This window comes from Sodalis sp. RH19, assembly GCF_047324215.1.
In the GTDB taxonomy this organism is placed as follows: domain Bacteria; phylum Pseudomonadota; class Gammaproteobacteria; order Enterobacterales; family Enterobacteriaceae; genus Acerihabitans.
On the sequence record NZ_CP178734.1, the window covers coordinates 2,327,591 to 2,347,040 of the forward strand.

Annotated in this window: 18 protein-coding genes and 2 pseudogenes; 12 read left to right on the forward strand and 8 right to left on the reverse strand. The window is 49.8% G+C overall.

The genetic code is table 11. The features are described from left to right. Positions 1-400: 400 nt before the first annotated feature. From ACL2XF_RS10505 to ACL2XF_RS10515, 3 genes are all read left to right on the forward strand, one after another. Positions 401-826, forward strand: a complete 426-nt coding sequence (locus ACL2XF_RS10505; protein ID WP_413728548.1) for a hypothetical protein — start codon at positions 401-403, stop codon at positions 824-826. Positions 827-874: 48 nt separating this feature from the next. After that, complete coding sequence (locus ACL2XF_RS10510) at positions 875-1,180, forward strand: transcriptional repressor (protein ID WP_413728549.1); 306 nt, start codon at positions 875-877, stop codon at positions 1,178-1,180. Between the two features lie 643 nt (positions 1,181-1,823). Beyond that, the gene (locus ACL2XF_RS10515) at positions 1,824-2,669 is read left to right on the forward strand and encodes an AraC family transcriptional regulator (protein WP_413722593.1); all 846 of its coding nucleotides are present in this window, start codon (positions 1,824-1,826) and stop codon (positions 2,667-2,669) included. Between the two features lie 33 nt (positions 2,670-2,702). Here the strand turns inward: ACL2XF_RS10515 and ACL2XF_RS10520 are convergent, their stop codons facing one another. Further along, entirely contained in the window at positions 2,703-4,724 is a 2,022-nt protein-coding gene (locus ACL2XF_RS10520; RefSeq protein WP_413728550.1) for a TonB-dependent receptor domain-containing protein, read from the reverse strand. Positions 4,725-5,015: 291 nt separating this feature from the next. On the opposite strand from ACL2XF_RS10520, the gene ACL2XF_RS10525 reads away from it, so the two are divergent. After that, the gene (locus ACL2XF_RS10525; RefSeq protein WP_410015473.1) at positions 5,016-5,648 is read left to right on the forward strand and encodes a YbhB/YbcL family Raf kinase inhibitor-like protein; all 633 of its coding nucleotides are present in this window, start codon (positions 5,016-5,018) and stop codon (positions 5,646-5,648) included. A gap of 28 nt (positions 5,649-5,676) precedes the next feature. Continuing rightward, positions 5,677-6,555, forward strand: a complete 879-nt coding sequence (locus ACL2XF_RS10530; RefSeq protein ID WP_410015474.1) for a helix-turn-helix transcriptional regulator — start codon at positions 5,677-5,679, stop codon at positions 6,553-6,555. Between the two features lie 153 nt (positions 6,556-6,708). Here the strand turns inward: ACL2XF_RS10530 and ACL2XF_RS10535 are convergent, their stop codons facing one another. Continuing rightward, positions 6,709-6,969 (reverse strand): hypothetical protein, encoded by a 261-nt coding sequence (locus tag ACL2XF_RS10535; protein ID WP_413728551.1) that lies wholly within the window; start codon positions 6,967-6,969, stop codon positions 6,709-6,711. A gap of 58 nt (positions 6,970-7,027) precedes the next feature. Continuing rightward, positions 7,028-7,594, reverse strand: coding sequence for an NAD(P)H-binding protein (locus ACL2XF_RS10540; protein ID WP_413728552.1), 567 nt, complete (start codon positions 7,592-7,594; stop codon positions 7,028-7,030). 78 nt (positions 7,595-7,672) lie between these two features. Between ACL2XF_RS10540 and ACL2XF_RS10545 the strand changes: the two genes are divergently transcribed. Next, the gene (locus ACL2XF_RS10545; protein ID WP_410015476.1) at positions 7,673-8,281 is read left to right on the forward strand and encodes a TetR/AcrR family transcriptional regulator; all 609 of its coding nucleotides are present in this window, start codon (positions 7,673-7,675) and stop codon (positions 8,279-8,281) included. Between the two features lie 233 nt (positions 8,282-8,514). Beyond that, positions 8,515-9,402: pseudogene (locus ACL2XF_RS10550) on the forward strand (12-oxophytodienoate reductase); the annotation flags it as partial. Positions 9,403-9,581: 179 nt separating this feature from the next. On the opposite strand, the gene ACL2XF_RS10555 reads toward ACL2XF_RS10550, so the two are convergent. Continuing rightward, the gene (locus tag ACL2XF_RS10555; protein WP_413728553.1) at positions 9,582-10,877 is read right to left on the reverse strand and encodes an MFS transporter; all 1,296 of its coding nucleotides are present in this window, start codon (positions 10,875-10,877) and stop codon (positions 9,582-9,584) included. Between the two features lie 302 nt (positions 10,878-11,179). On the opposite strand from ACL2XF_RS10555, the gene ACL2XF_RS10560 reads away from it, so the two are divergent. Then, the gene (locus ACL2XF_RS10560) at positions 11,180-11,893 is read left to right on the forward strand and encodes a FadR/GntR family transcriptional regulator (RefSeq protein ID WP_410015478.1); all 714 of its coding nucleotides are present in this window, start codon (positions 11,180-11,182) and stop codon (positions 11,891-11,893) included. Positions 11,894-11,941: 48 nt separating this feature from the next. Here ACL2XF_RS10560 and ACL2XF_RS10565 read toward each other — a convergent pair whose 3' ends face one another. Next, a complete protein-coding gene (locus ACL2XF_RS10565) occupies positions 11,942-13,195 on the reverse strand; it encodes an enolase C-terminal domain-like protein (protein WP_410015479.1) in 1,254 nt (417 codons plus the stop codon). 412 nt (positions 13,196-13,607) lie between these two features. On the opposite strand from ACL2XF_RS10565, the gene ACL2XF_RS10570 reads away from it, so the two are divergent. The 3 genes from ACL2XF_RS10570 (at position 13,608) to idnD (ending at position 16,897) form a co-directional block, all read left to right on the forward strand. After that, positions 13,608-14,375 (forward strand): SDR family oxidoreductase, encoded by a 768-nt coding sequence (locus ACL2XF_RS10570; RefSeq protein WP_413728554.1) that lies wholly within the window; start codon positions 13,608-13,610, stop codon positions 14,373-14,375. Between the two features lie 111 nt (positions 14,376-14,486). Then, positions 14,487-15,851: an MFS transporter gene (locus tag ACL2XF_RS10575; protein WP_413728555.1), complete on the forward strand. Its 1,365-nt coding sequence runs from the start codon at positions 14,487-14,489 to the stop codon at positions 15,849-15,851. Continuing rightward, positions 15,851-16,897, forward strand: a complete 1,047-nt coding sequence (gene idnD, locus ACL2XF_RS10580; RefSeq protein ID WP_413728556.1) for an L-idonate 5-dehydrogenase — start codon at positions 15,851-15,853, stop codon at positions 16,895-16,897. The genes ACL2XF_RS10575 and idnD overlap by 1 nt, the downstream gene beginning before the upstream one ends. Positions 16,898-17,156: 259 nt before the next feature. Here the strand turns inward: idnD and ACL2XF_RS10585 are convergent, their stop codons facing one another. After that, positions 17,157-17,432, reverse strand: a complete 276-nt coding sequence (locus ACL2XF_RS10585) for a hypothetical protein (RefSeq protein ID WP_413728865.1) — start codon at positions 17,430-17,432, stop codon at positions 17,157-17,159. Here ACL2XF_RS10585 and ACL2XF_RS10590 point away from each other — a divergent pair. Then, positions 17,346-17,552, forward strand: a pseudogene (locus ACL2XF_RS10590) (AAA family ATPase); the annotation flags it as partial. The gene ACL2XF_RS10585 and the pseudogene ACL2XF_RS10590 overlap by 87 nt on opposite strands. A gap of 38 nt (positions 17,553-17,590) precedes the next feature. Here the strand turns inward: ACL2XF_RS10590 and ACL2XF_RS10595 are convergent. Continuing rightward, a complete protein-coding gene (locus ACL2XF_RS10595) occupies positions 17,591-17,830 on the reverse strand; it encodes a non-oxidative hydroxyarylic acid decarboxylases subunit D (RefSeq protein ID WP_413728557.1) in 240 nt (79 codons plus the stop codon). 32 nt (positions 17,831-17,862) lie between these two features. Continuing rightward, positions 17,863-19,290 (reverse strand): non-oxidative hydroxyarylic acid decarboxylases subunit C, encoded by a 1,428-nt coding sequence (locus tag ACL2XF_RS10600; RefSeq protein ID WP_410015484.1) that lies wholly within the window; start codon positions 19,288-19,290, stop codon positions 17,863-17,865. Positions 19,291-19,450: the final 160 nt, after the last annotated feature.

A 19,450-nucleotide genomic window follows, 5' to 3' on the forward strand; every position in this document is an offset into this window, starting at 1 on the left:
AGACACCCTCCTCCTTGTGCTCTATGGCCCGCATCAGGCCCGGCCTGGGCGTGAAAAGGATAAATACATTCCTCTTATAGCCAAACTATGGGGCAGGATCGTCTTATGGATGAGGGCAGTCCATTGTTTCTCAGGATTCGTGTCCGCAACAATAAATGTGTGAAAACGTAGTCAACAAATGGCTACGAATGATGGGCGACTACACCAAGACCGGTATCTGCGATCACGCATTTCAAGCTATGTCCTGACAAGGAATGACACAAGAAGCGTACTAGCGAAGACCGGGGTAGAAAAACGACAAATAGGCTGAAAATGAATATAAAACGGCCGGATTTCCAAACTAAAATCAAAACACCAATGGTAATATTTATCATTCTCATATTCCATAAAGGACATGGCAATGCTTGTAATAGATGATTCAAGATTCCCTTTAGTGTGGTTGAAACAGGTCAATGATGAAAAGGAATTAAACAATAACAGTTATGATGTTGAAAACACTTTTTCTCAGCTAAAAGCACTTTTTGCAAGGAAAACGCCTTTTATATTGATCAATGGAGATGATTATGGAAATGAGGAAAATCACGCGCATTCTAAAGAAGAAAAAATGATTATTGTTAAATGGATGAAAAACAACAAACCTGATGTTAGAAATTATATAATAGCTCAGGTCCAGGTCATCCCAAAGGAGAAGCAAACGATATTACTCAGCGCTTTTTCAAAAACATTTTCTAAATTTTGGGGCTTTCCTTTAATTATAGCCAGCAATAAAGACGCAGCAATTGAAAAGGCTCACGAATTACTTAAACGCATTGAAGATAAAAATTAAAAGCCATTGTTAATTTGAAAAAGCATGCTCAGTATGAGAAATAATTTAATGAAGAAAATATTACGATACACCATCCCCAGAGCATATGTATTAGACGTTATGCAAAAGCATCAGGATGCTTTTCTGGAGGTAAGGGATATCTATATTAATATGTACGATGAAAAAAAGATTAGTCTAAGCGTGGTTTATCGCGCATCCCGAGAATTGTATGAAGCCGGTCTATTGGAGAGACAACTGAATGAGAGAAGTGGACGAATCTCATACCGACATAAATCATCATATAGTTCACAAAAATTACATAACAGTGCAAATCATCAACTATTGACTACGCCAACTCAATTAAATTCAGCTTAACCGCTGATTTTTAAAACCGACACAATAACACTCTTTGATGGACCCCATCATTCAGGCAATTGCACAATGCAGTGCTTTCGAAAAACAACATTTAACAACACGTAAAGAATGACATTAATAAAAATAAAACATGATTAACATAAGCGAAATAAATCACATCTAAAAAAGCAAGAACACCTCTCATATAATCACCTTTATAAAAGCAGTACCTAATTGTATTCTTTTATTGTATCAACACACCCATTAATATATTAATTCTCCAAAATACCGATAATTCCGCCATCCGTGTGTAAGCCTCAATGACCGCCTGGGGATAAAATCAATTAATTGTCTAATTGACCATCTGAATAAAATGAAGTTGAATATTAAATGGTAGACATAAATGAATCCACTATTAAGATTTATCAACTCGATTAGATGCTTTTGAACCATCAGATTTTAATGAATAAAATTGTTAATTAGTAGAGCACAATGGTGAAGATGATAATAATTTAAATAAAGCATATTTTAGCAAAAACCTTAAAAAAATCACAACAATTTAGTTATTATAATTGGAGATTTTTACGCTCACCTAGCTTAAAACTTTCCACTTCATATGGTTAATGTTATAATCTTAGTTATTCGACCAAGAGGTTTGAATTCTATGACAACTGATCGCTCATTTAATACAGTAAACCATTACGAAATTTCTGAAGTGAGAAATCCCTTTTTACCAGTTTTATCCATTAAATCAGATAATTTTACAGATTGCTGGGAACTCAAGCCACATCAGCATCCTGAAGCTCAACTAATATTTTCGCCAAAAGGAATTATAATATGTGAAGTAAAAAAATCAATCTACCTAATACCACCGCAATGTGCTATATGGATACCAACTAATACAGTTCACTCTACAAGAGGAGCCGGCAATACTAGCTGTTACTGCTTATTCATTGACACTACTAAAATAAAGGGGCTTCCTGAAGAATGTGCAACTCTTTCTGTACATCCTCTTTTGCGTGAATTGATTTTTTTTGCCTCAAATTTTAACGGCAAATCTACATTATCAGAATCCGAAAAAAAAATAATAGATGTATTAGTCGATCAGTTAAAAGCTACGACTAAACTCGAAGTTAGTCTTCCAATGCCTTCAGAATCGCGCTTATATTCAGTAACCAATGAGCTTATTAAAAGTCCGAATAATTCACTTAAACTTCATGAATGGGCGCTAAGAGTCAATATGAGTGAAAGAAGCTTCACCAGGTTAGTGCAACATGAGCTGGGCATGAGCTTTGGCAGATGGAAGCAGCAACTTCATATAGTTATAGCACTTCAGCGAATTTCCGAGGGGGATAGTATTACCGCTATTGCACTTGACCTGGGTTATGAAAATGCAAGCAGTTTTGTTACCATGTTCAAAAAAATATTAGGTAAACCACCGCTGAGTTATTTTAATGATTTAAAAAATTCATCTTCAAAACTTATCGATTTGCATGAAATTAAAAAATAGAAAGGGGGTGCCGTCCTCCCCCGTTTTTATTACCTAAAAAGAATAATTCACAGCAAGCCAGTATCGTCTGCCATCTTCAACATAACCATAATCATCATAACGAATTTTTTTGTCGAGAATATTTGAAACACCAGCCTTAATATCTACATTTTTGGCGACTGCATAATCCGCTCCGATATCTAACATGGCAAATGAAGGTGCCTGGATAGGTAATATAGTCGCTTGTGCGCCACCTACATTATCACTATCCTTTCCGCGAATATTTATTGCCAGCCAGGTTTTCAACCTCTCACTATATTGATAATTAACAGTACTATTGAATTGATGTTTAGGCAGTTTATTAAGTGGCTTCCCTTTATTTTCACCAGACTGCTGTTTTGAATAGGTATATGTATAGTTATTCGCAATGCTTACTTTTTCAGTAACAGGAAAAGCAAGTGAGGCTTCAACACCCCGAGTTACTGCTTTACCAATATTTGTATAGATAAGTGGGTAAGCACCATAAACATTAGGTACTGACAGACATTGGTTTTCTGGGCAAGATACTGTATCTATCTTTTCCTTGAACTGGTTATTAAATAATGTAATACCTCCTGTTAATCCTTCATCGTTGTCATAAAGGAGTCCCATTTCTTGGGTTATTGACTTTTCCGGTTTCAGATCAGGATTTCCGTAAACGTTGCCAACATAAGATACGGTACCAAACGATGTTGAAGTTTCTGTAATAGCCGGTGCTTTGAAACCACTACTGACGCCCCCTTTAATCGTCCAGTTTGTGGCAACATTCCAGACACCATAAATTCTCGGGCTCCAGTGACTCCCAAACTGATCATCATCATCAAAACGTACACCTGAAGTTAAAGTGAAATCTTCAGTAGCCAGCCATGCGTCTTCCAGGAACAAGGACTTTTCGGTACGTTTTAGATCTGTCTCACTGGATAGCTGATTTGATGTTCCATCATGTAACTTTTTAATACTAAGTTCTCCACCAAAGGTCAGGATATGGCTGCCTATATTTGAAGAAAGTGAGGATCGCATGTTTAAATTCTTTAGCCAAACATCCTCAGAACCTATCGTATAATCTTCGCTTTGGATATACGATTCTGTTTTTCCAATGGGCAAATAGCCAATATGATTTACAGAAAAACGGTTAACCTCAGTCTTTTTCCTGTAATCTGTCGGCACGCCAGTGACATAATTATATGCTGGGCTAATAGACTTCCCTACGGTCTGAGTTATATCCTGTTGTGTATGATTAGCTGTAAAAGTAATTTCTTGTTTATCCGAAGGGGTTAGTGTTATCTTGCCTGTTATGTTGTCTCTTTTGCTACCTCGATAACCATTATAGATATCGTCTTCGTCACGCTTAGAATAATTTCCATAAGCCTGCATTGAAAGGATATTGTCAATCAATGGACCGGTTAAAAAGAAATTATTCTGAAATATATTACCCGAATCACTATGCTCCTGCATTGTAAAATCGGCGCCAATACTTCCTTGCCATTTATTTGAATTTTTACGTGTTATTATATTAATTACACCACCCATTGCATCTGATCCATATAAAGCGGACATCGGCCCTCGTATAACCTCAATATGATCTATTGCAGAAGCAGGAGGCATCCAGGCATTCATCTGACCATAGCCATCAAATAAACGGCTCGTATCCCTGGAGTCAATTCTCATACCATCGACCATATATAAGGTATAATCGGATCCCATGCCACGAATATTTATCTCCTTGTGATCCCCGCCAATCGTGGTTGTGATACCCGGAACCCCTTGGAGCAAATCTGCGATATCACGATAAGGTTTTTTTTGGATTTCTTCACTTGATATCGAAGTGACAGACGCAGGTGCCTGGCTTGTAGATTTATCCATTCCATTGGCGCTTGCGCTTACAACCATCGTTTCGTCTTTATTATTGTTATTAAGTTTATTTTCACTACCTTCATCAATCGGTGTTGCATGTGCCTGGGAAAAACAAGTAAGAAAATAAAAAACACTTAATTTCAATCGAAATGGGGCTGTTACTCGCGCTTTATTGAGATACATTTTACACGCCTTTATATGATAATGATACTCATTATTATTCAAGAGAAGGTAATATAATTAAATAAATTACAAAGCACATTGCTAAATTCGGTCATTTTATTCTTCTTTTCGGCCATTCTTCGGCTTCACCAAAACAAAAGCAGCCATCATTCACGTGATACGTTTTTTGTTTTAAACTAAGCATGTCCAGCCAAAATGATAGCTTCAGGAAGAAATTTGACTGGATGAGGCACTGGTAAGGTTTGTGAAAGTCGTATAATCGATTTTTCCATTTATAGACAAGGCAACAGCATGAAATTATATAGCCATAATTTTAAAGATGGCGGTGCCATCCCCGGCAAGAATAGTTTTGCCGTTTACGATCCTGAAAATAATATCCGTTTATCTGATAACCTTAACCCACACCTCCGCTGGGAAGATGTTCCCGCGGGTACGCAGTCGCTGGTGCTCCTTTGCCACGATCCCGATGTTCCTACCAGTGCTGAAAATGTAAATCAGCCAGGTAAGAGGGTCCCGGCATCGTTGCCCCGCGCCGATTTTTTTCACTGGTTACTGTTAAATATCCCGGCGGGTCAGAGCGAAATCGTTGAGGGGTCACAATCCCATGGCATTTCCGCTGGAGGCAAACAGGGTCCCTCCGCGCCAGATGGACTGACCCATGGCATAAATGATTATACCGGGTGGTTTGCCAATGATGAGTCGATGGCGGGCACCTACTATGGCTATGATGGTCCTTGTCCGCCGTGGAATGATGAAATAATCCATCATTATGTATTCACATTATATGCGCTCCCGACCCCGACATTGAACGTAGCAGGAGAGCTTACTGGTGCTAACATCCGTCGCACGCTGGAAAACAGCGACGTTTTGGCCAAAGCTACGCTGACTGGAGTCTACAGTCTTAACCCGGACGTGAAAGTGTAACGCTCAGCGTCTAAGCAGCAGGTAAACCATGACCAGAGAAAATAGGTTATTCGCATCAGATGAGAAATACGCCTTGAGCAGTGAACAATTTTCCTGGTCTGGTTTTTATGGCAGCAACACCAGCCGTAATAATCTGGTTTCGGTGGCTTATCCGCAACTCAGGGTGGAGCAGAGTACCCCCTCTTTTTTCTTCTTTGAACCGACGGTGCTGATCGTATTAGCGGGAAGAATTGAGTTCCTGGCTTCGGGGGAAAACCATACATTAGCTGATAAGGCCGCCGTAGGTTTTATAGATCAGGGCGTGATTGCCGATTATACCAAATATCCCCCGAGTAATGACTCTCCGTTCCGGTCAATATTTCTCACTTTCAGTGCAGATGTGTTGGAATATTTTTATCAGTTTTTTCAGGGCGACATTTCCAGTGCTAAAAAGAAACCTCAGTTCACCACGGTTGATCTTAATAGCGCTCTACACGAATCATTGCGAACGTTACTGAAAAACCTGGATCAGCCGAGTCTTAGCGATGCAAGGATCCGGTTAAGAATTTTTGACTTACTGTTAGTCCTTGCCGAGCAAAATATTCATTTTACCCTTCCACAACGACAGGGCGTCTTTCCACGTTTAAGCCGCCTGCTACGCGCCTCACCAGAAATCTGCTGGACTGCCCGCTCCGCCGGTGAAGCATTGGCTATGAGCGAATCAACCCTGCGAAGGCGGTTGCGCGAAGAGGGTATCCGCTTTGAGAAGCTTCTCGTGGATATACGCATGCACCACGGCTTATTGCTGATACAAACCACCAACTGGAACATGACGCAGGTGGCAGATGCCTGCGGCTACAAATCGGTTTCACGCTTCGCTGAAAGATTTACACAGCGCTTTGGCCTGTCTCCATCGCGGTTACGTTAGTACTTTCATTAGGGCCATACGTTTTATAGGTAATAAGCATCAGATAAATTATCTTATTCATTGCGAATGTTATGAATAATTTGATTAACGTTCATTTTCATCAATATTGGATGAGGAGATCTCTTTAACGTAGTGTCTGATGACACGCCGTATCTACCGATTGAAAAAAGCAATATTTTCCTGCAGCCAATCTGACAATGAGCGCGGGGGCAATCCAGTTAATTCTTCAACAGTCAGAGTGCGCTCAATCAGCACTGAATGGTTGAAAATCCGGTCAAGTCCAATAAGCAGTTCAGTGACAAACGGTGAAAGACCGTCAGCAAGTAATGCAGCGCGCTGTTCATTGGGTGAGCGGTCAATATAGGTGACCGTACGACCTAAAAGATCGGATAATTTCTCAGCAATCTCAGGCATTGTCCAGTTACGCGGACCCGTTAGGTGATAAGCACGTTGGGAGTTATCTGCTACTTTTTCAAGCAGCGCTACACGTGCCGCCCCGGTCTACATCGCGGGTGTCAATCAGATTGACGCGCCCGTTACCTGCAGCGCCCGCCCAGGTTCCCGCAGCGACCTGGCTTCCAGCACGCTTGAGTATATCCATGAAAGTAGTGGGTCTCAATACGGTTGAGGCCACAGGTTGTCGGGCCAGATGAGCCTCTATCACTGCATGCCATGCAAAAGGATTTATGGGCGTTGCTGGCCCCATCACCGAAAGCTTAACAATATGTCGCACGCCTGTTTTTACAGCAGCATCAATGAGTGCTATCTCATTAGCCACCTGTTGAGATGATGTCCCATGAGCAATGAAAAGCTTATCGGCACCTGCTAGCCCCCTTTCGAGCGTTGAGGGTTTATCAAAATTCACAACAACAGATGATACCCTGTCGGAAATATTTTCAGGTCTCTTCTGACGCGTGAGTGCAATGACCGCTACGGGATCTGATGCGAGCATATTGATTAAGTGTGAGCCGACCCGACCCGTGGCACCCGCGACAGCGATGCGAAGTTCAGGCGCTTGAGTATTCGATTGATTAAGCATGGTGAACCCTTATTATATGATGGAACGATCAGTCCAGCAATCTTGGTACGATCATTCCAAATTGTCAACGGAGGATTTATGGGCGGTAAACCGCAATACGATGAAAGTGCCGTGCTGAATGCGGCGATCGGCGTTTTCTGGAGTCATGGTTATGCAAACGCCTCCATCAGCGACCTTACTGAAGCAACAGGTCTGTCCCGCTCCAGCCTTTATCAGCGATTTAAGGATAAGGACGGGCTCTTCAATGAGTGCCTCAGGCTGTATACGGACCGCGTCCTGTCTCGCATGAATTCAATTCAACTTGCGTCCCCAAGAGCAAGGGTTGAAGCATTGCTGCGTGAATTCCTTCCGGATAACGCTGGACTGGATAACCTCAGAGGTTGCCTGCTGTCTCGCAGCCTCAGTGAGCAAGCCGATCTTACCGCCGCAGGGAAAATGACGATGAACGTGGGGATTCGCCAACAGCGACAGATATTGTTAAACATTCTGGCGAAGGGGCAACAAACGGGAGAAATCGCGCAGGATATCAATCTGGAACTGCTGGCCTGGTATTACTTTGGCATTCTGCAGTCGGTGGTAAATCTGCCTTCAGCAGGCGCAAGCCGACAGACACTTTCACAGCTCATTGATATTTCAATGTCGGCCTGGCCAAAAAAACGAGATTACCCTCCGGATTCTGATGGATAACCTGAATGTGTATCATTAATAATATCAGGACTCGCGCTTAGCGGAGTTTAAGATCAGAAAGGGGTAGCGCGTCAGCAGGCAACGTTTTGCTTAAACAACACATTGGGTTGCCCACCTTTTCTCATTTCATTCCAGCAACCTGATTAAATTGCCGCCTGGCTGCTTCGACTTCAGGCAACTTCTTAAGCGTCCATTGGCGTAGTCCACGAAGCGGCATCCCTTTTTCCCTTTTTCCCTTTTTCCATGGTGAAGCGGCACTTTGGCTGGAAAAACGTTATTGATGCTGTGCACAGTGCAGGCGGCCGCATGGCGCCGCAGATCTGGCATACCGGTGCAGTGCGTTATATCAACGGCTGGGAGCCGGCAGCCCCTGTTGAAAGCCCGTCAGGTTTTGATGCGCCCGGAGACCCACGCGGCGTTGCAATGAGTGAAGAAGATATTGCGGATACCGTTTCGGCGTTCGTAAAGGCAGCGGCGGATGCCAAACGTCTGGGCTTCGACACGGCCGAAATCCATGGCGCTCATGGATTTTTAATCGACCCGTTCTTCTGGGCCGGTACTGATCTGCGTACGGACCGCTACGGTGGCCCAACAATCAAAGAACGTTCGCGCTTTGCCAGTGAGATTATCTCTGCCGTTCGTCACGCAGTCGGTCCTGATTTTACGGATATCATGCGTGTCAGCCACTGGAAGCAGCAGGACTTCGGGGTACGAATTGCCGAAACCCCGGCGGTGATGGAAGAATGGTTATTACCGCTGGTTGAGGCTGGCGTCGATATCCTACACTGTTCGCAATGTCGATTCTGGGAGCCGGAATTCCCTGAGATTGATGGCGGAAACGGCCTGAACTGTGCGGATTAGGCGAAAAAGTGACAGGCGCCGCGACGATTAGCGTAGGTTCGGTTGGTCTGGATAACGATGTGACTAATGCTTTCGCCGGAAAGGGATCGGCTTCTGCGAGCCTTGAGCGCCTTATTGAGCGCATGGAGCGTGAAGAGTGTGATCTCATCGCCGTGGGCCGTGCCCTGCTAAGCGATCCGGATTGGGTAACGAAAGTGGAAGATGGCAATTACACAGCATTGAGCGGATTTACTCCGGCATCCCTGGCTGAATGGGTTTAAGACTGCACGACAGGTGTTTCAAGTCTATTCATAAGGCGGCCCTGTAAATCGGGACCGTCTGGCAGGACTGACCCCGCCCAGATGGCCGTGCCGGCGGGTACGGTTGTAGAACACTTACACATAATCGAAGGTAATGGACGCAAAAAACAGGCCGTTAAAGTAACCGGCCTGTATAGGGATTAGGGTAGCGCCACCGCCTTCGACGCCGCCTGCGCAGAGGATTTATTACTGAAGCCGGTCAAAGCGGTCAAGATGACGGCGATCACCAGTGAACCGCCCATAAAAACATAAGACGCCTGCGGCCCCTGGAAAACGCCATTCAGGTAGCCGACAATCCACGCCCCGACAAACGAGCCCAGCGCGCCGAAGCTGACGATAAACGCCATCGCCCCCGCCATGACATTGCGCGGCAACAACTCCGGCACCGCGGCAAAAAAAGGCCCATAAGGGGTGTACATCGCTCCGCCGGCGATCACCAGCAGCACGTAGGACAACCAAAAATGGTCGGCGCCCAGGGTAAAGGATCCGCAAAAACATACCGCCCCCAGTCCCAGGAACAACAGCACCACCAGCTTACGCTGCTGGAATTTATCGGAGAAATAGGAGGCGGTCAGCATCAGCGGCACCGCCAGCAGGTAAGGCGCGGCGGATAGCCAACCGGTGGCCACGATGCCCAAACCCGAGGCGGTCTTCAGGATCGAAGGCAGCCACATAATGAAACCGTACATGCCGATATTCCAGAAGAAATGGATAAACGACAACGCCAGCACCTTCTTCGAGCGGAACGCCTCGGCGTAATTTTTCACGGGTTTCATTTCCACCTGCTCGGCCGCCAGCGCAGCCTCAAGATCCTGCTTCTCTTGGTCTGTCAGCCATTTGGCGTCTTTCGGCCGGTCAACAAAGATAACCCACCAGATAACCGCCCAGACGATCGCCGGCACGCCTTCGATGATAAACATGCCGCGCCAGCCGAAGGAATTCACCAGATAACCTGACACAATCGACATCCACAACACCGTGATCGGGTTGCCTAGGAACAGGAACGTATTGGCTTTGGAACGCTCGCGCTTGGTAAACCAGTGGCTGAGGAACACCAGCATCGCCGGCATCACCACGCTTTCGGCCACGCCCAGCAGGAAACGGATCACGGCCAGCGCCGCCACGCTATGCACTATGCCGGTTGCAGTCGCCAGGATCCCCCACAATATCAGGCTCCAGAAAATCAGTTTTTTGGCGCTGCGCCGTTCCGAATAGATGCCGCCCGGCACCTGGAAGAAAAAATAACCCAGGAAAAACAACGCGCCCAGCAACGACGATATGCCTGGAGTGATATTCAGATCGTGCGCCAGTCCTGAGGCGGCGCCAAAACCGTAGTTGGCGCGATCGAGATAGGCCAGGCTGTAGGTTATAAAAGCCAGCGGGATCAGTTTACGCCAGCGTACCGGCGCTAGGTTCTGTGGCAAAAGTTGACTCATGTCGATATTCCAAGGGGGTTAATTATTACCGGTCAGTACCTGAAGCCGGAGTGTTTATCTTTCTTCATTGCCAAACACTACCTGTCACACAACATCTTGTATGACATCATTCATGTTTAAAAATGCGGCATTCTCCATCGCCGATCAATGACCAATCCGCCAAAATGAAGTGACGATCACATATTTTATTTTCAGCGGCTGGTTTCGGCCTGACAGCATGAAAATGCGCTTTTTGGCTTCACAGCCCCCGCTGGGCGTGCTATACACAGGCATGTTGTAGGACAACGTATGTGACGGACACCATGAGCATTCAATCAATACAGAAACACAACGTGGTTAACGCGGTTTATGATCAAATCAAGGAAAAGCTGCTGGACGGAAGTTGGCCCCCGGGCAGCAAGCTACCTTCCGAGGCCGAACTGACCGCCTCGTTCAACGTCAGCCGCGTCAGCATCCGCAGCGCGGTACAGCGCCTGCGCGATCTGGGTATTGTCATCACTCACCAGGGCAAAGGCAGCTTTGTCACCAAGGACCTTAACCAGCAAAGTCTGTTAAACGAACACCAACCCATCATGCACCTGAGCCGCGAAGAGTTTCACGATATGATGGTGTTCCGCCAAACGGTGGAGTTCAAATGCATGGAGCTGGCGGTATGCAACGCCACGCCCGACGACATCACCGCCCTGGAACAGGCGTTGAACCGCATGCTGGTGAACAAGGACGACTACAAAAAGTATTCACAGGCCGACTTTGATTTCCATCTGGCGATCGCCAAGGCATCGCAGAACAAAGTGTTTTACAACGTCATGAATTCCATCAAAGACATCTACTACTACTATCTGGAAGAGCTGAACCGCGCACTCGGCATCTCGCTGGAAAGCGTCGAGGCCCATATCAAGGTGTTCATGGCGATCAAGAACCGAGACTCCTCCACCGCGGTGGCGGTGCTCAATGAAGCGATGTCGGAAAACGTGGCGGCGATTGAGAAACTGAAACAGTCGGCGCCGGACGCATAAGCGCCCGGCCGCTATAAGAGGATGCCATCCTCCTATGCCGCGCGTTCCCTATGGCCGCGACGCAGTCCCATCAGGAGTACGCGCCAGGGTCCAGGACGGGATACCACCGATACAGGGGTATTGCGCCGCTTTTTCCTCATTGATATCAATGCCCAGCCCCGGGCGGTCGCTCAGGTACGCATAACCCAGCTCGATTTCCGGGCAGCCGGGGAACACCTCTCGCAGCGCGTCGTTGACCGGCGTGTATTCCTGGATGCCGAAGTTGGTCACGCTCATATCCAGGTGCAGGTTGGCGCAAACGCCCACTGGCGAAATGTCACCCGGGCCATGCCAGGCGGTGCGCACGCCGTGGATTTCGCTCAGCGTCGCCAGCTTTTTCGCCGGGGTGATGCCACCGATGGTGCTGACATGGCAACGGATATAATCGATCAGGTTGTGAGTAATCAGCGGTCTCCAGTCATTGACGCTGGTAAACAATTCGCCCATCGAAATCGGCGTGGACGATTGTTGGCGCAGCATCTTCAGCCAATCGATATTTTCCGGCGCCACGGGGTCCTCAAGATAAAACATCTGGTACTGTTCCAGATTCTTGGCCAGCTGGATGGCGGCCATCGGCGTCACGCGCTCGTGCACATCATGGATAAATTCGATGCCGAAGCCGAGTGTATTGCGCAGATGGTCGAACAGGCGCGGCACGCTTTTCACGTAGGCATCCGGATCGAAATAAATCCCCGGCGTGCTGGCGCGCGGCGAGCGTTTCGGCTGAATGTTCTTTGCCCGGGCCAGCCGGGTGGCGATAAGCTTCAGGTCGTCGGTACCCGCGCCGCCATACATGCCCATCTGGCAGCGGACGTACTGATAGCCCTCTTCCATGCGTGCGCGGACATTGTCCTCCACTTCAAATTCGTCGCTGCCGTCGGTATGCACGTATAGCGGAATGCCATCGCGGCATTTGCCGCCCAGCAGCTCATACACCGGCATGCCGGCCAGCTTGCCTTTGATATCCCATAACGCCATGTCCACGCCGGACAGCGCGTTATTCATGATGGGGCCGCTGCGCCAGTAACCGCTTACGCAGGCCGATTGCCAGATATCCTCGATGCGCGCCGGGTCCTTGCCAATCAGGAACGGCGCCATGTAGCCGTCGATGGCGCTTTTCACCGCCTGGATACGCTGGGTAAAGGTGGCGCAGCCCAGGCCATATAATCCCGGCTGATTGGTTTCTACCTTCACCACCGCCAGATCGATGCCGCCCGGGGCGGTCAGAATGGTTTTCACCGCGGTGATTTTCAAATTACTCACAGTCACTCCTTAAATTTAATGTTTGCCCGTTAACATCCGTGTTCATTTCACGGCGGCGTGTTCCTTCGCCTTAACCGCCCGGACACCCAACCGGCTCGTGTTATCAGATCTAGCATCTCACCTGTTGTCCTACAAGTTATTTTTGTTATACCCCTGAAAGTGAGCGACGCAAAGCCCGAGAATCCAATAATGTGCACCTGGTCATAAAATTAACAATATTGTTTTATTTTATTGTTTTTAAACATTTTAAATAAAATAAAAAACATACAGATAAATTATTTTGTGATCTTGATTGCAAAAAAAACCTATGTGCATTGCTTTAAAAAATCCATTACTTCACCTTAAATATGAATGATGTCATACAAGTTAACGGGCGATATCCATCGCCAGGATCACCTGATGAGGAATTACTATGTCTGCTTTGTTTGATTTAACCGGGAAAACGGCACTGGTGACCGGTTCGGCGCGAGGTTTGGGATATTGTTACGCCGAAGGGCTGGCCGCCGCTGGCGCCAGCGTAGTCCTGAACGATATCCGCGCGGAGCTGCTGGATGAATCGGTACAAAAACTCCGTGCTAAAGGTTATCAGGCGCAGGGCGTCGCCTTCGACGTCACCAATGAGGATGCGGTGGAAAGCGCGTTTGCCGCCCTGGAACAACAGGGGCTGCCGGTGGATATCCTGATTAACAATGCCGGCATCCAGTACCGCAAACCCATGGTGGAGCTGGAGCTGGAACAGTGGCAACGCGTCATCGACACTAACCTGACCAGCGCTTTTATCGTTTCGCGCGCGGCCGCGAAACGGATGATTGCCCGCGGCAACGGCGGCAAGATCATCAATATCGGATCGCTGACCAGCCAGGCCGCCCGCCCCACCGTGGCGCCCTATACCGCGGCCAAAGGCGGTATCAAGATGCTGACCTGCTCAATGGCCGCCGAATGGGCGGAATTCAACATTCAGACCAACGCCATCGGCCCCGGTTATATCCTTACCGATATGAACACCGCGCTTATCGACAATAAACAGTTCGACGCCTGGGTCAAAGCCAGCAACCCGTCAAAGCGCTGGGGCAAGCCGCAAGAACTGATCGGCACCGCGGTGTTCCTTTCCTCCACCGCGTCCGACTACATCAACGGCCAGATTATCTACGTCGACGGCGGCTGGCTGGCCGTGCTGTAACCCGCCCAGCCTGATCTGAATATACCTATGCCCACAGCATCGCCGCTGTGGGCTATATCCCTGTATCCGTCTGCTTATAAAAAAATGGTACCTTTTGACCAGGAAAATAAAATGAAAGCAACCAAGTCGCGATTCTTTATTTTGTCGCTGTTATTTATCGTAACGGCAATTAATTATATGGACCGGGCCAACCTGTCCGTCGCCGGCAGTAAAATCCAGGCCGATTTCGATTTAAGTCCCACCCAGCTTGGGCTGCTGTTCTCCATGTTCACCTGGTTCTACGCCGCCAGCCAGATCCCGGTAGGTTATGTGCTGGACCGCATCGGCTCACGCGTCCTGTACGGCAGCGCCATCATCCTGTGGAGCGTGTTTACCTTCCTGATGGGGTTTGCCTCGCATCACCTGTTTGCCACCGCTACCGCGTCATTCCTGATGTTACTGGGCTGCCGGGCCTTGATCGGCATAGCCGAAGCGCCCTCTTTCCCGTCCAATACCAAGATAATCGCCACCTGGTTTCCCGATCATGAACGGGCGCGCGCCACCGCCATTTATTCCAGCGCGCAATACATCGGGCTGGCGCTGCTCACTCCGGCACTGTCGTTTATCGTGGCGGAATTCGGCTGGCAAATGTCATTTTACCTTTCCGGCGCCGCCGGCGTCCTGTTCGGCATCTTCTGGCTGATGAAATACCGCGATCCGCAGCATAGCGTCAAGACCAACCGGCAAGAACTGGATTATATCCGCGACGGCGGCGGCTACGGTTCACTAAACCAGGCTAACGTCAGCGAAAAAGTACGCTGGGCCGATATTCGCTTCTTCCTGAAAAAACGCACCATCTGGGGTCTGTTTATTGCCCAGTTTGCCTGTTCCTCCACGCTATATTTCTTCCTGACCTGGTTTATCGTCTATCTGGAAAAGGGGCTGCACCTGTCGATCGCCAAAGCGGGCCTGGGAGCTTCCTTTCCATACCTGATGGCCATGGCCGGCGTGCTGTGCGGCGGCACCCTGAGCGACATGCTGCTGAAAAAAGGCGCATCGCGTACGCTGGCCCGCAAACTGCCCGTGATGTCCGGGCTGTGCCTGACCATGGTGATTTGCCTGGTCAACTATTTTGAAGACCAGCCCCTCATCGCCATTGCCATCCTGTCCATCGCCTTTTTCGCCAACGCCTTCTCCAATCTGGGTTGGGTGGTATGGAGCGACGTTATCCCGCGCAACTTTCTCGGCACCATGGGCGGCTGCCTGAATATCTGCGGCAACCTGTCCGGCATCATCAGTCCGATTGTCATCGGCGTGATCCTGCAGCGCACCAATAATTTCCAGTACGCGATGTGGTATATCGCCGCGGTCGCACTGGCCGGCCTGCTGGCCTACACCTTCCTGGTCGGGAAAATCGACGTGATCGTCCCGCCGAAATCAACTGAACCTGTCCGGCCGCAACCCGGCCCAGACGCACTTAAAATCGAGGTCAAATAATGAGCACCCATACAATCAGCTGCAAAGCCTGCTTTGCCTACGGTGAGAAAGATATTCGCGTAGAACAACGCGAGCTGGAATACCAGGATGAGGATGTGCTGGTGAAGGTGGACCGCGGCGGCATTTGCGGGTCCGACATCCATTATTACCAACATGGACGCGCCGGGATGTCGGTACTCAAACATCCCATGGTGGTCGGCCATGAGTTCGTTGGCGTTGTAAGCAAGGCGCCGGTGGACTCTAACCTGCGGGTCGGCCAGCGCGTGGCGGTCAATCCTTCGCAACCCTGCAACCATTGCGTGTTCTGCCTGGAGGGCAAGCAAAACCTGTGCTCCGCCATGCGTTTTATGGGCAGCGCGCAGTTCGATCCGCATGTAAACGGGGGATTCTCCGAATATGTGGTGGCTGCCGTAAAACAGTGTATTCCTTATGATGAGCACGCCGAACCGAAAGTCATCGCCTTTGCCGAACCGCTGGCGGTGGCGATCCACGCCGTTAACGCGGCGGGCACGCTGGTCGGCAAAAAAGTGCTGGTGATCGGCGCCGGGCCGATTGGCTGCCTGATCCTGGCCGCGGCGTTAAGCGCCGGGGCGGCCGAAGCCGTGGCGTGCGATGTCAGCGACCGCTGCCTGACGCTGGCCGCTCAGATGGGCGCCACCGCGACATTTAACCCGATGAATAAAGACAGCGCCGCTTTCTATCAGCGGGACCGGGGCTATTTTGACGTGGTGTTTGAAGCTTCCGGCAGCCCGGCGGCCATCAGCTCTACCGTCGCCCTCACCCGCCCGGCCGGCACCGTGGTGCAGGTGGGCATGGGCGCCAGCAGCGTAGAATACCCGGTGATGCCGATGCTGGTGAAAGAAATACGCTGGGTCGGATCTTTCCGTTTTATAGATGAGTTCGACACCGCGGTGAAATGGCTGCAGGACGGTCGCATCAATCCGCTGCCGCTGCTGAGCGGCGAATATCAGCCGGAAGCCATCGAGAGCGCGTTGATTGCCGCCGCCGATAAAACGATATCGTCAAAGATACAAATCAAATTCTAAGATTTCATCAATCTATCTCTGGGAAAAACCAACCTCAGGTTTTCAACATGGGGCTGGTTCGCATATAACAAATCAGGTTGTGTGTAGTCCCCCCGAAATTTAGTCTTACTGCTTGATGAAGTTCTCTGATTAAAATGCAACCAACGGGAGCCTCATTATGAAGAAAGCGCGTTTCACTGAAACTCAGATCTTTATACGGGTTCCCACTGATAAGCCCAAAATACCGCCATGGTCATTATTGCGGCGATCGGTGGGCGAATTACTGTAGCCGATGCTGGGCATTAACGGAGCCGCTGCTCCCCACCGGGAGAAACGGCCGTTCCGCCTGTTGCAGCCGATGCAGCATCGCCATTTGCGTCATGCCCGGATGGGATTCCAGGCGTGGGCTTGAGGCAACTATGCCAACGTCTGAACATTGCCATCGCGTGTCCTCCGGCAAGGCCAGCACCACCGGGCCGGGGCGGCCGCCCTGCTTTCTGGCGAGCTCGGCCTGGCGACGGATGCCCTTAGTCATGTGCTGACGCGTCGCAGCCATCAGACCCAGCGCATGGACCTGACCATTTTTCGCGAGCAGCAGGCAATTGCCGGCCGCTTCTACGCGCTGGGTCTGCCCCCGCGGGCCATTGAAGTCCGCGACGCGGTGTGGCGGGAATGATTTAACCCCTTACCCAGGCGCACCGGATACGAGGTGTATTACTCTCCGGTGACTTTCCGCAGGACCGGAACCGGTGGTATTTCCTCGGCGTGTTCCAGACTCCCGGGGTCCAGGCGGAACGCTTGCGGATAAAACCGGGGATCGGAACGGCGCGGCGGCTCGGTCGAACGCCAGGTGTAAAGGCATTGCCCGCATTGAAATACGGTAAATACGCCCGGGACCGGGCTTTCAAACAAAACGTCCGTCTCCGGATGCTGGCAACGAGGACAAATCATCATATGTTCCTTTTCATTTATTATCTATTATCGGATCAACGGTTGTTGGCGATCAGCGTGTTCAGCCGCTCGATCCAGCGGCCCGTTTCGGGAAGATCGCGCACCGGTAGACCGTAATTGCCGCGCGTGTCCGGAACGACGGGGGTCGTCGCATCAATGACCAGCTTGTCGGTCACGCCTGCGGGCGTCGAGCCGGGGTCAAGCGCGACCACCGACATATTGGGCAGTTGTACCAGATCGCCCGCGGGATTCACCTTGGTGGACAAAGCCCACATAACCTGGGGTAAATTGAAGGGATCGACGTCCTCATCCACGACAATCGCCATTTTTACGTAACCCAATCCATGGGGCGTAGTCATGGCGCGCAGTCCTACCGCTTTCGCGAATCCGCCATAACGTTTCTTGGTGGAAATAATCGCCAGCAGGCCATGGGTATACATGGCATTAACGGCCTGCACCTCGGGAAAATCGGCCTTGAGCTGCTTGTAAAGCGGGACACAGGTTGCCGGACCGATGAGATAGTCCACCTCCGTCCAGGGCATGCCAAGATAAAGGGACTCGAAGATCGGCTGCGTTCTATAAGAAACCCGGTCGATCCTTATCACCGGCATCCGGTGCCCGCCGGAATAATTGCCTGTGAACTCGCCGAACGGGCCTTCCAGTTCGCGCTTGCGGCTTTCGATCACGCCTTCGATAACCACCTCCGACCCCCATGGGACGTCAAATCCGGTCAGCGGGGCCGTGGCGATCGGATAAGGCGCCTGCCGCAGCGCGCCCGCCATTTCGTATTCCGACTGGTCATAGCCCAGGGGCGTCGACGCCATAAGCGTGATGATCGGATCGTTGCCAAGGGTGATAGCGATAGGCAGGTCCTCGCCCCGCTCCTCCGCCGCCTTGAGGTGGATGGCGATATCGTGCACCGGCACGGGCTGGATGGCGAGACGGCGTTTGCCCTTGACCTGCATACGGTAAATGCCGACATTCTGCTTGCCGAAATTATCGGGGTCCTGCGGGTCGCGCGAGACCACCGCGGCTTTGTCCAGATAAAAACCCCCGTCGCCATCGTTGAGGCGAAACAGTGGCAGTATTTCAAAAAGATTGATATCGTCGCCTTCGACGCTGTTTTCCCGCCAGGGCGGATTTGCGCGGCGCTCCACCGATACGGGGAACTCGTCCCAGCGCCGGATGAATTCCGCAACCTGATCCTTGGTGGAGGTACCGGGAGCCATGCCCAAGGCGATAGCGTGGTTAGGCCACGAACCCAGGGTATTAAGCGCAACCTTGGCGTCGGTGAAACCCGCGATATTATCGAAATAAAGCGCCGGCGCTTTATCCCCGATCCGACCGGCCGCATTGGCCGCCGCCGCCAGGTCCGGCTCGGCCTGGACGGAGTCTTTCACATGCAGCAGCTGGCCATGTTCATCCAGCGCCTGCAGAAACTGGCGCAAATCGTCGAATATCATGTTAAATCCCGTATCCAATGTGAAAAGGCGGGTCGACTCATCTACCCTGCCGTTTTACCCGGCGCCGGTCAGCCCTTCCCCAACGTCAGCGGCCCGCGATATAACGAGGATAAGTCGCATAAACGAAGCAAGGCAACAACATATAGTTCGTATACGAACT

What these genes read in the sequence shown, in the direction of transcription:
- ACL2XF_RS10505 (WP_413728548.1), top strand. Translation starts at nt 401, where the DNA reads ATGCTTGTAATAGATGATTCAAGATTCCCTTTAGTGTGGTTGAAACAG.
- ACL2XF_RS10510 (WP_413728549.1), top strand. Translation starts at nt 875, where the DNA reads ATGAAGAAAATATTACGATACACCATCCCCAGAGCATATGTATTAGAC.
- ACL2XF_RS10515 (WP_413722593.1), top strand. Translation starts at nt 1,824, where the DNA reads ATGACAACTGATCGCTCATTTAATACAGTAAACCATTACGAAATTTCT.
- ACL2XF_RS10520 (WP_413728550.1), bottom strand. Translation starts at nt 4,724, where the DNA reads ATGTATCTCAATAAAGCGCGAGTAACAGCCCCATTTCGATTGAAATTA.
- ACL2XF_RS10525 (WP_410015473.1), top strand. Translation starts at nt 5,016, where the DNA reads ATGAAATTATATAGCCATAATTTTAAAGATGGCGGTGCCATCCCCGGC.
- ACL2XF_RS10530 (WP_410015474.1), top strand. Translation starts at nt 5,677, where the DNA reads ATGACCAGAGAAAATAGGTTATTCGCATCAGATGAGAAATACGCCTTG.
- ACL2XF_RS10535 (WP_413728551.1), bottom strand. Translation starts at nt 6,969, where the DNA reads ATGCCTGAGATTGCTGAGAAATTATCCGATCTTTTAGGTCGTACGGTC.
- ACL2XF_RS10540 (WP_413728552.1), bottom strand. Translation starts at nt 7,594, where the DNA reads ATGCTTAATCAATCGAATACTCAAGCGCCTGAACTTCGCATCGCTGTC.
- ACL2XF_RS10545 (WP_410015476.1), top strand. Translation starts at nt 7,673, where the DNA reads ATGGGCGGTAAACCGCAATACGATGAAAGTGCCGTGCTGAATGCGGCG.
- ACL2XF_RS10555 (WP_413728553.1), bottom strand. Translation starts at nt 10,877, where the DNA reads ATGAGTCAACTTTTGCCACAGAACCTAGCGCCGGTACGCTGGCGTAAA.
- ACL2XF_RS10560 (WP_410015478.1), top strand. Translation starts at nt 11,180, where the DNA reads ATGAGCATTCAATCAATACAGAAACACAACGTGGTTAACGCGGTTTAT.
- ACL2XF_RS10570 (WP_413728554.1), top strand. Translation starts at nt 13,608, where the DNA reads ATGTCTGCTTTGTTTGATTTAACCGGGAAAACGGCACTGGTGACCGGT.
- ACL2XF_RS10575 (WP_413728555.1), top strand. Translation starts at nt 14,487, where the DNA reads ATGAAAGCAACCAAGTCGCGATTCTTTATTTTGTCGCTGTTATTTATC.
- idnD (WP_413728556.1), top strand. Translation starts at nt 15,851, where the DNA reads ATGAGCACCCATACAATCAGCTGCAAAGCCTGCTTTGCCTACGGTGAG.
- ACL2XF_RS10585 (WP_413728865.1), bottom strand. Translation starts at nt 17,432, where the DNA reads ATGGCTGCGACGCGTCAGCACATGACTAAGGGCATCCGTCGCCAGGCC.
- ACL2XF_RS10595 (WP_413728557.1), bottom strand. Translation starts at nt 17,830, where the DNA reads ATGATGATTTGTCCTCGTTGCCAGCATCCGGAGACGGACGTTTTGTTT.
- ACL2XF_RS10600 (WP_410015484.1), bottom strand. Translation starts at nt 19,290, where the DNA reads ATGATATTCGACGATTTGCGCCAGTTTCTGCAGGCGCTGGATGAACAT.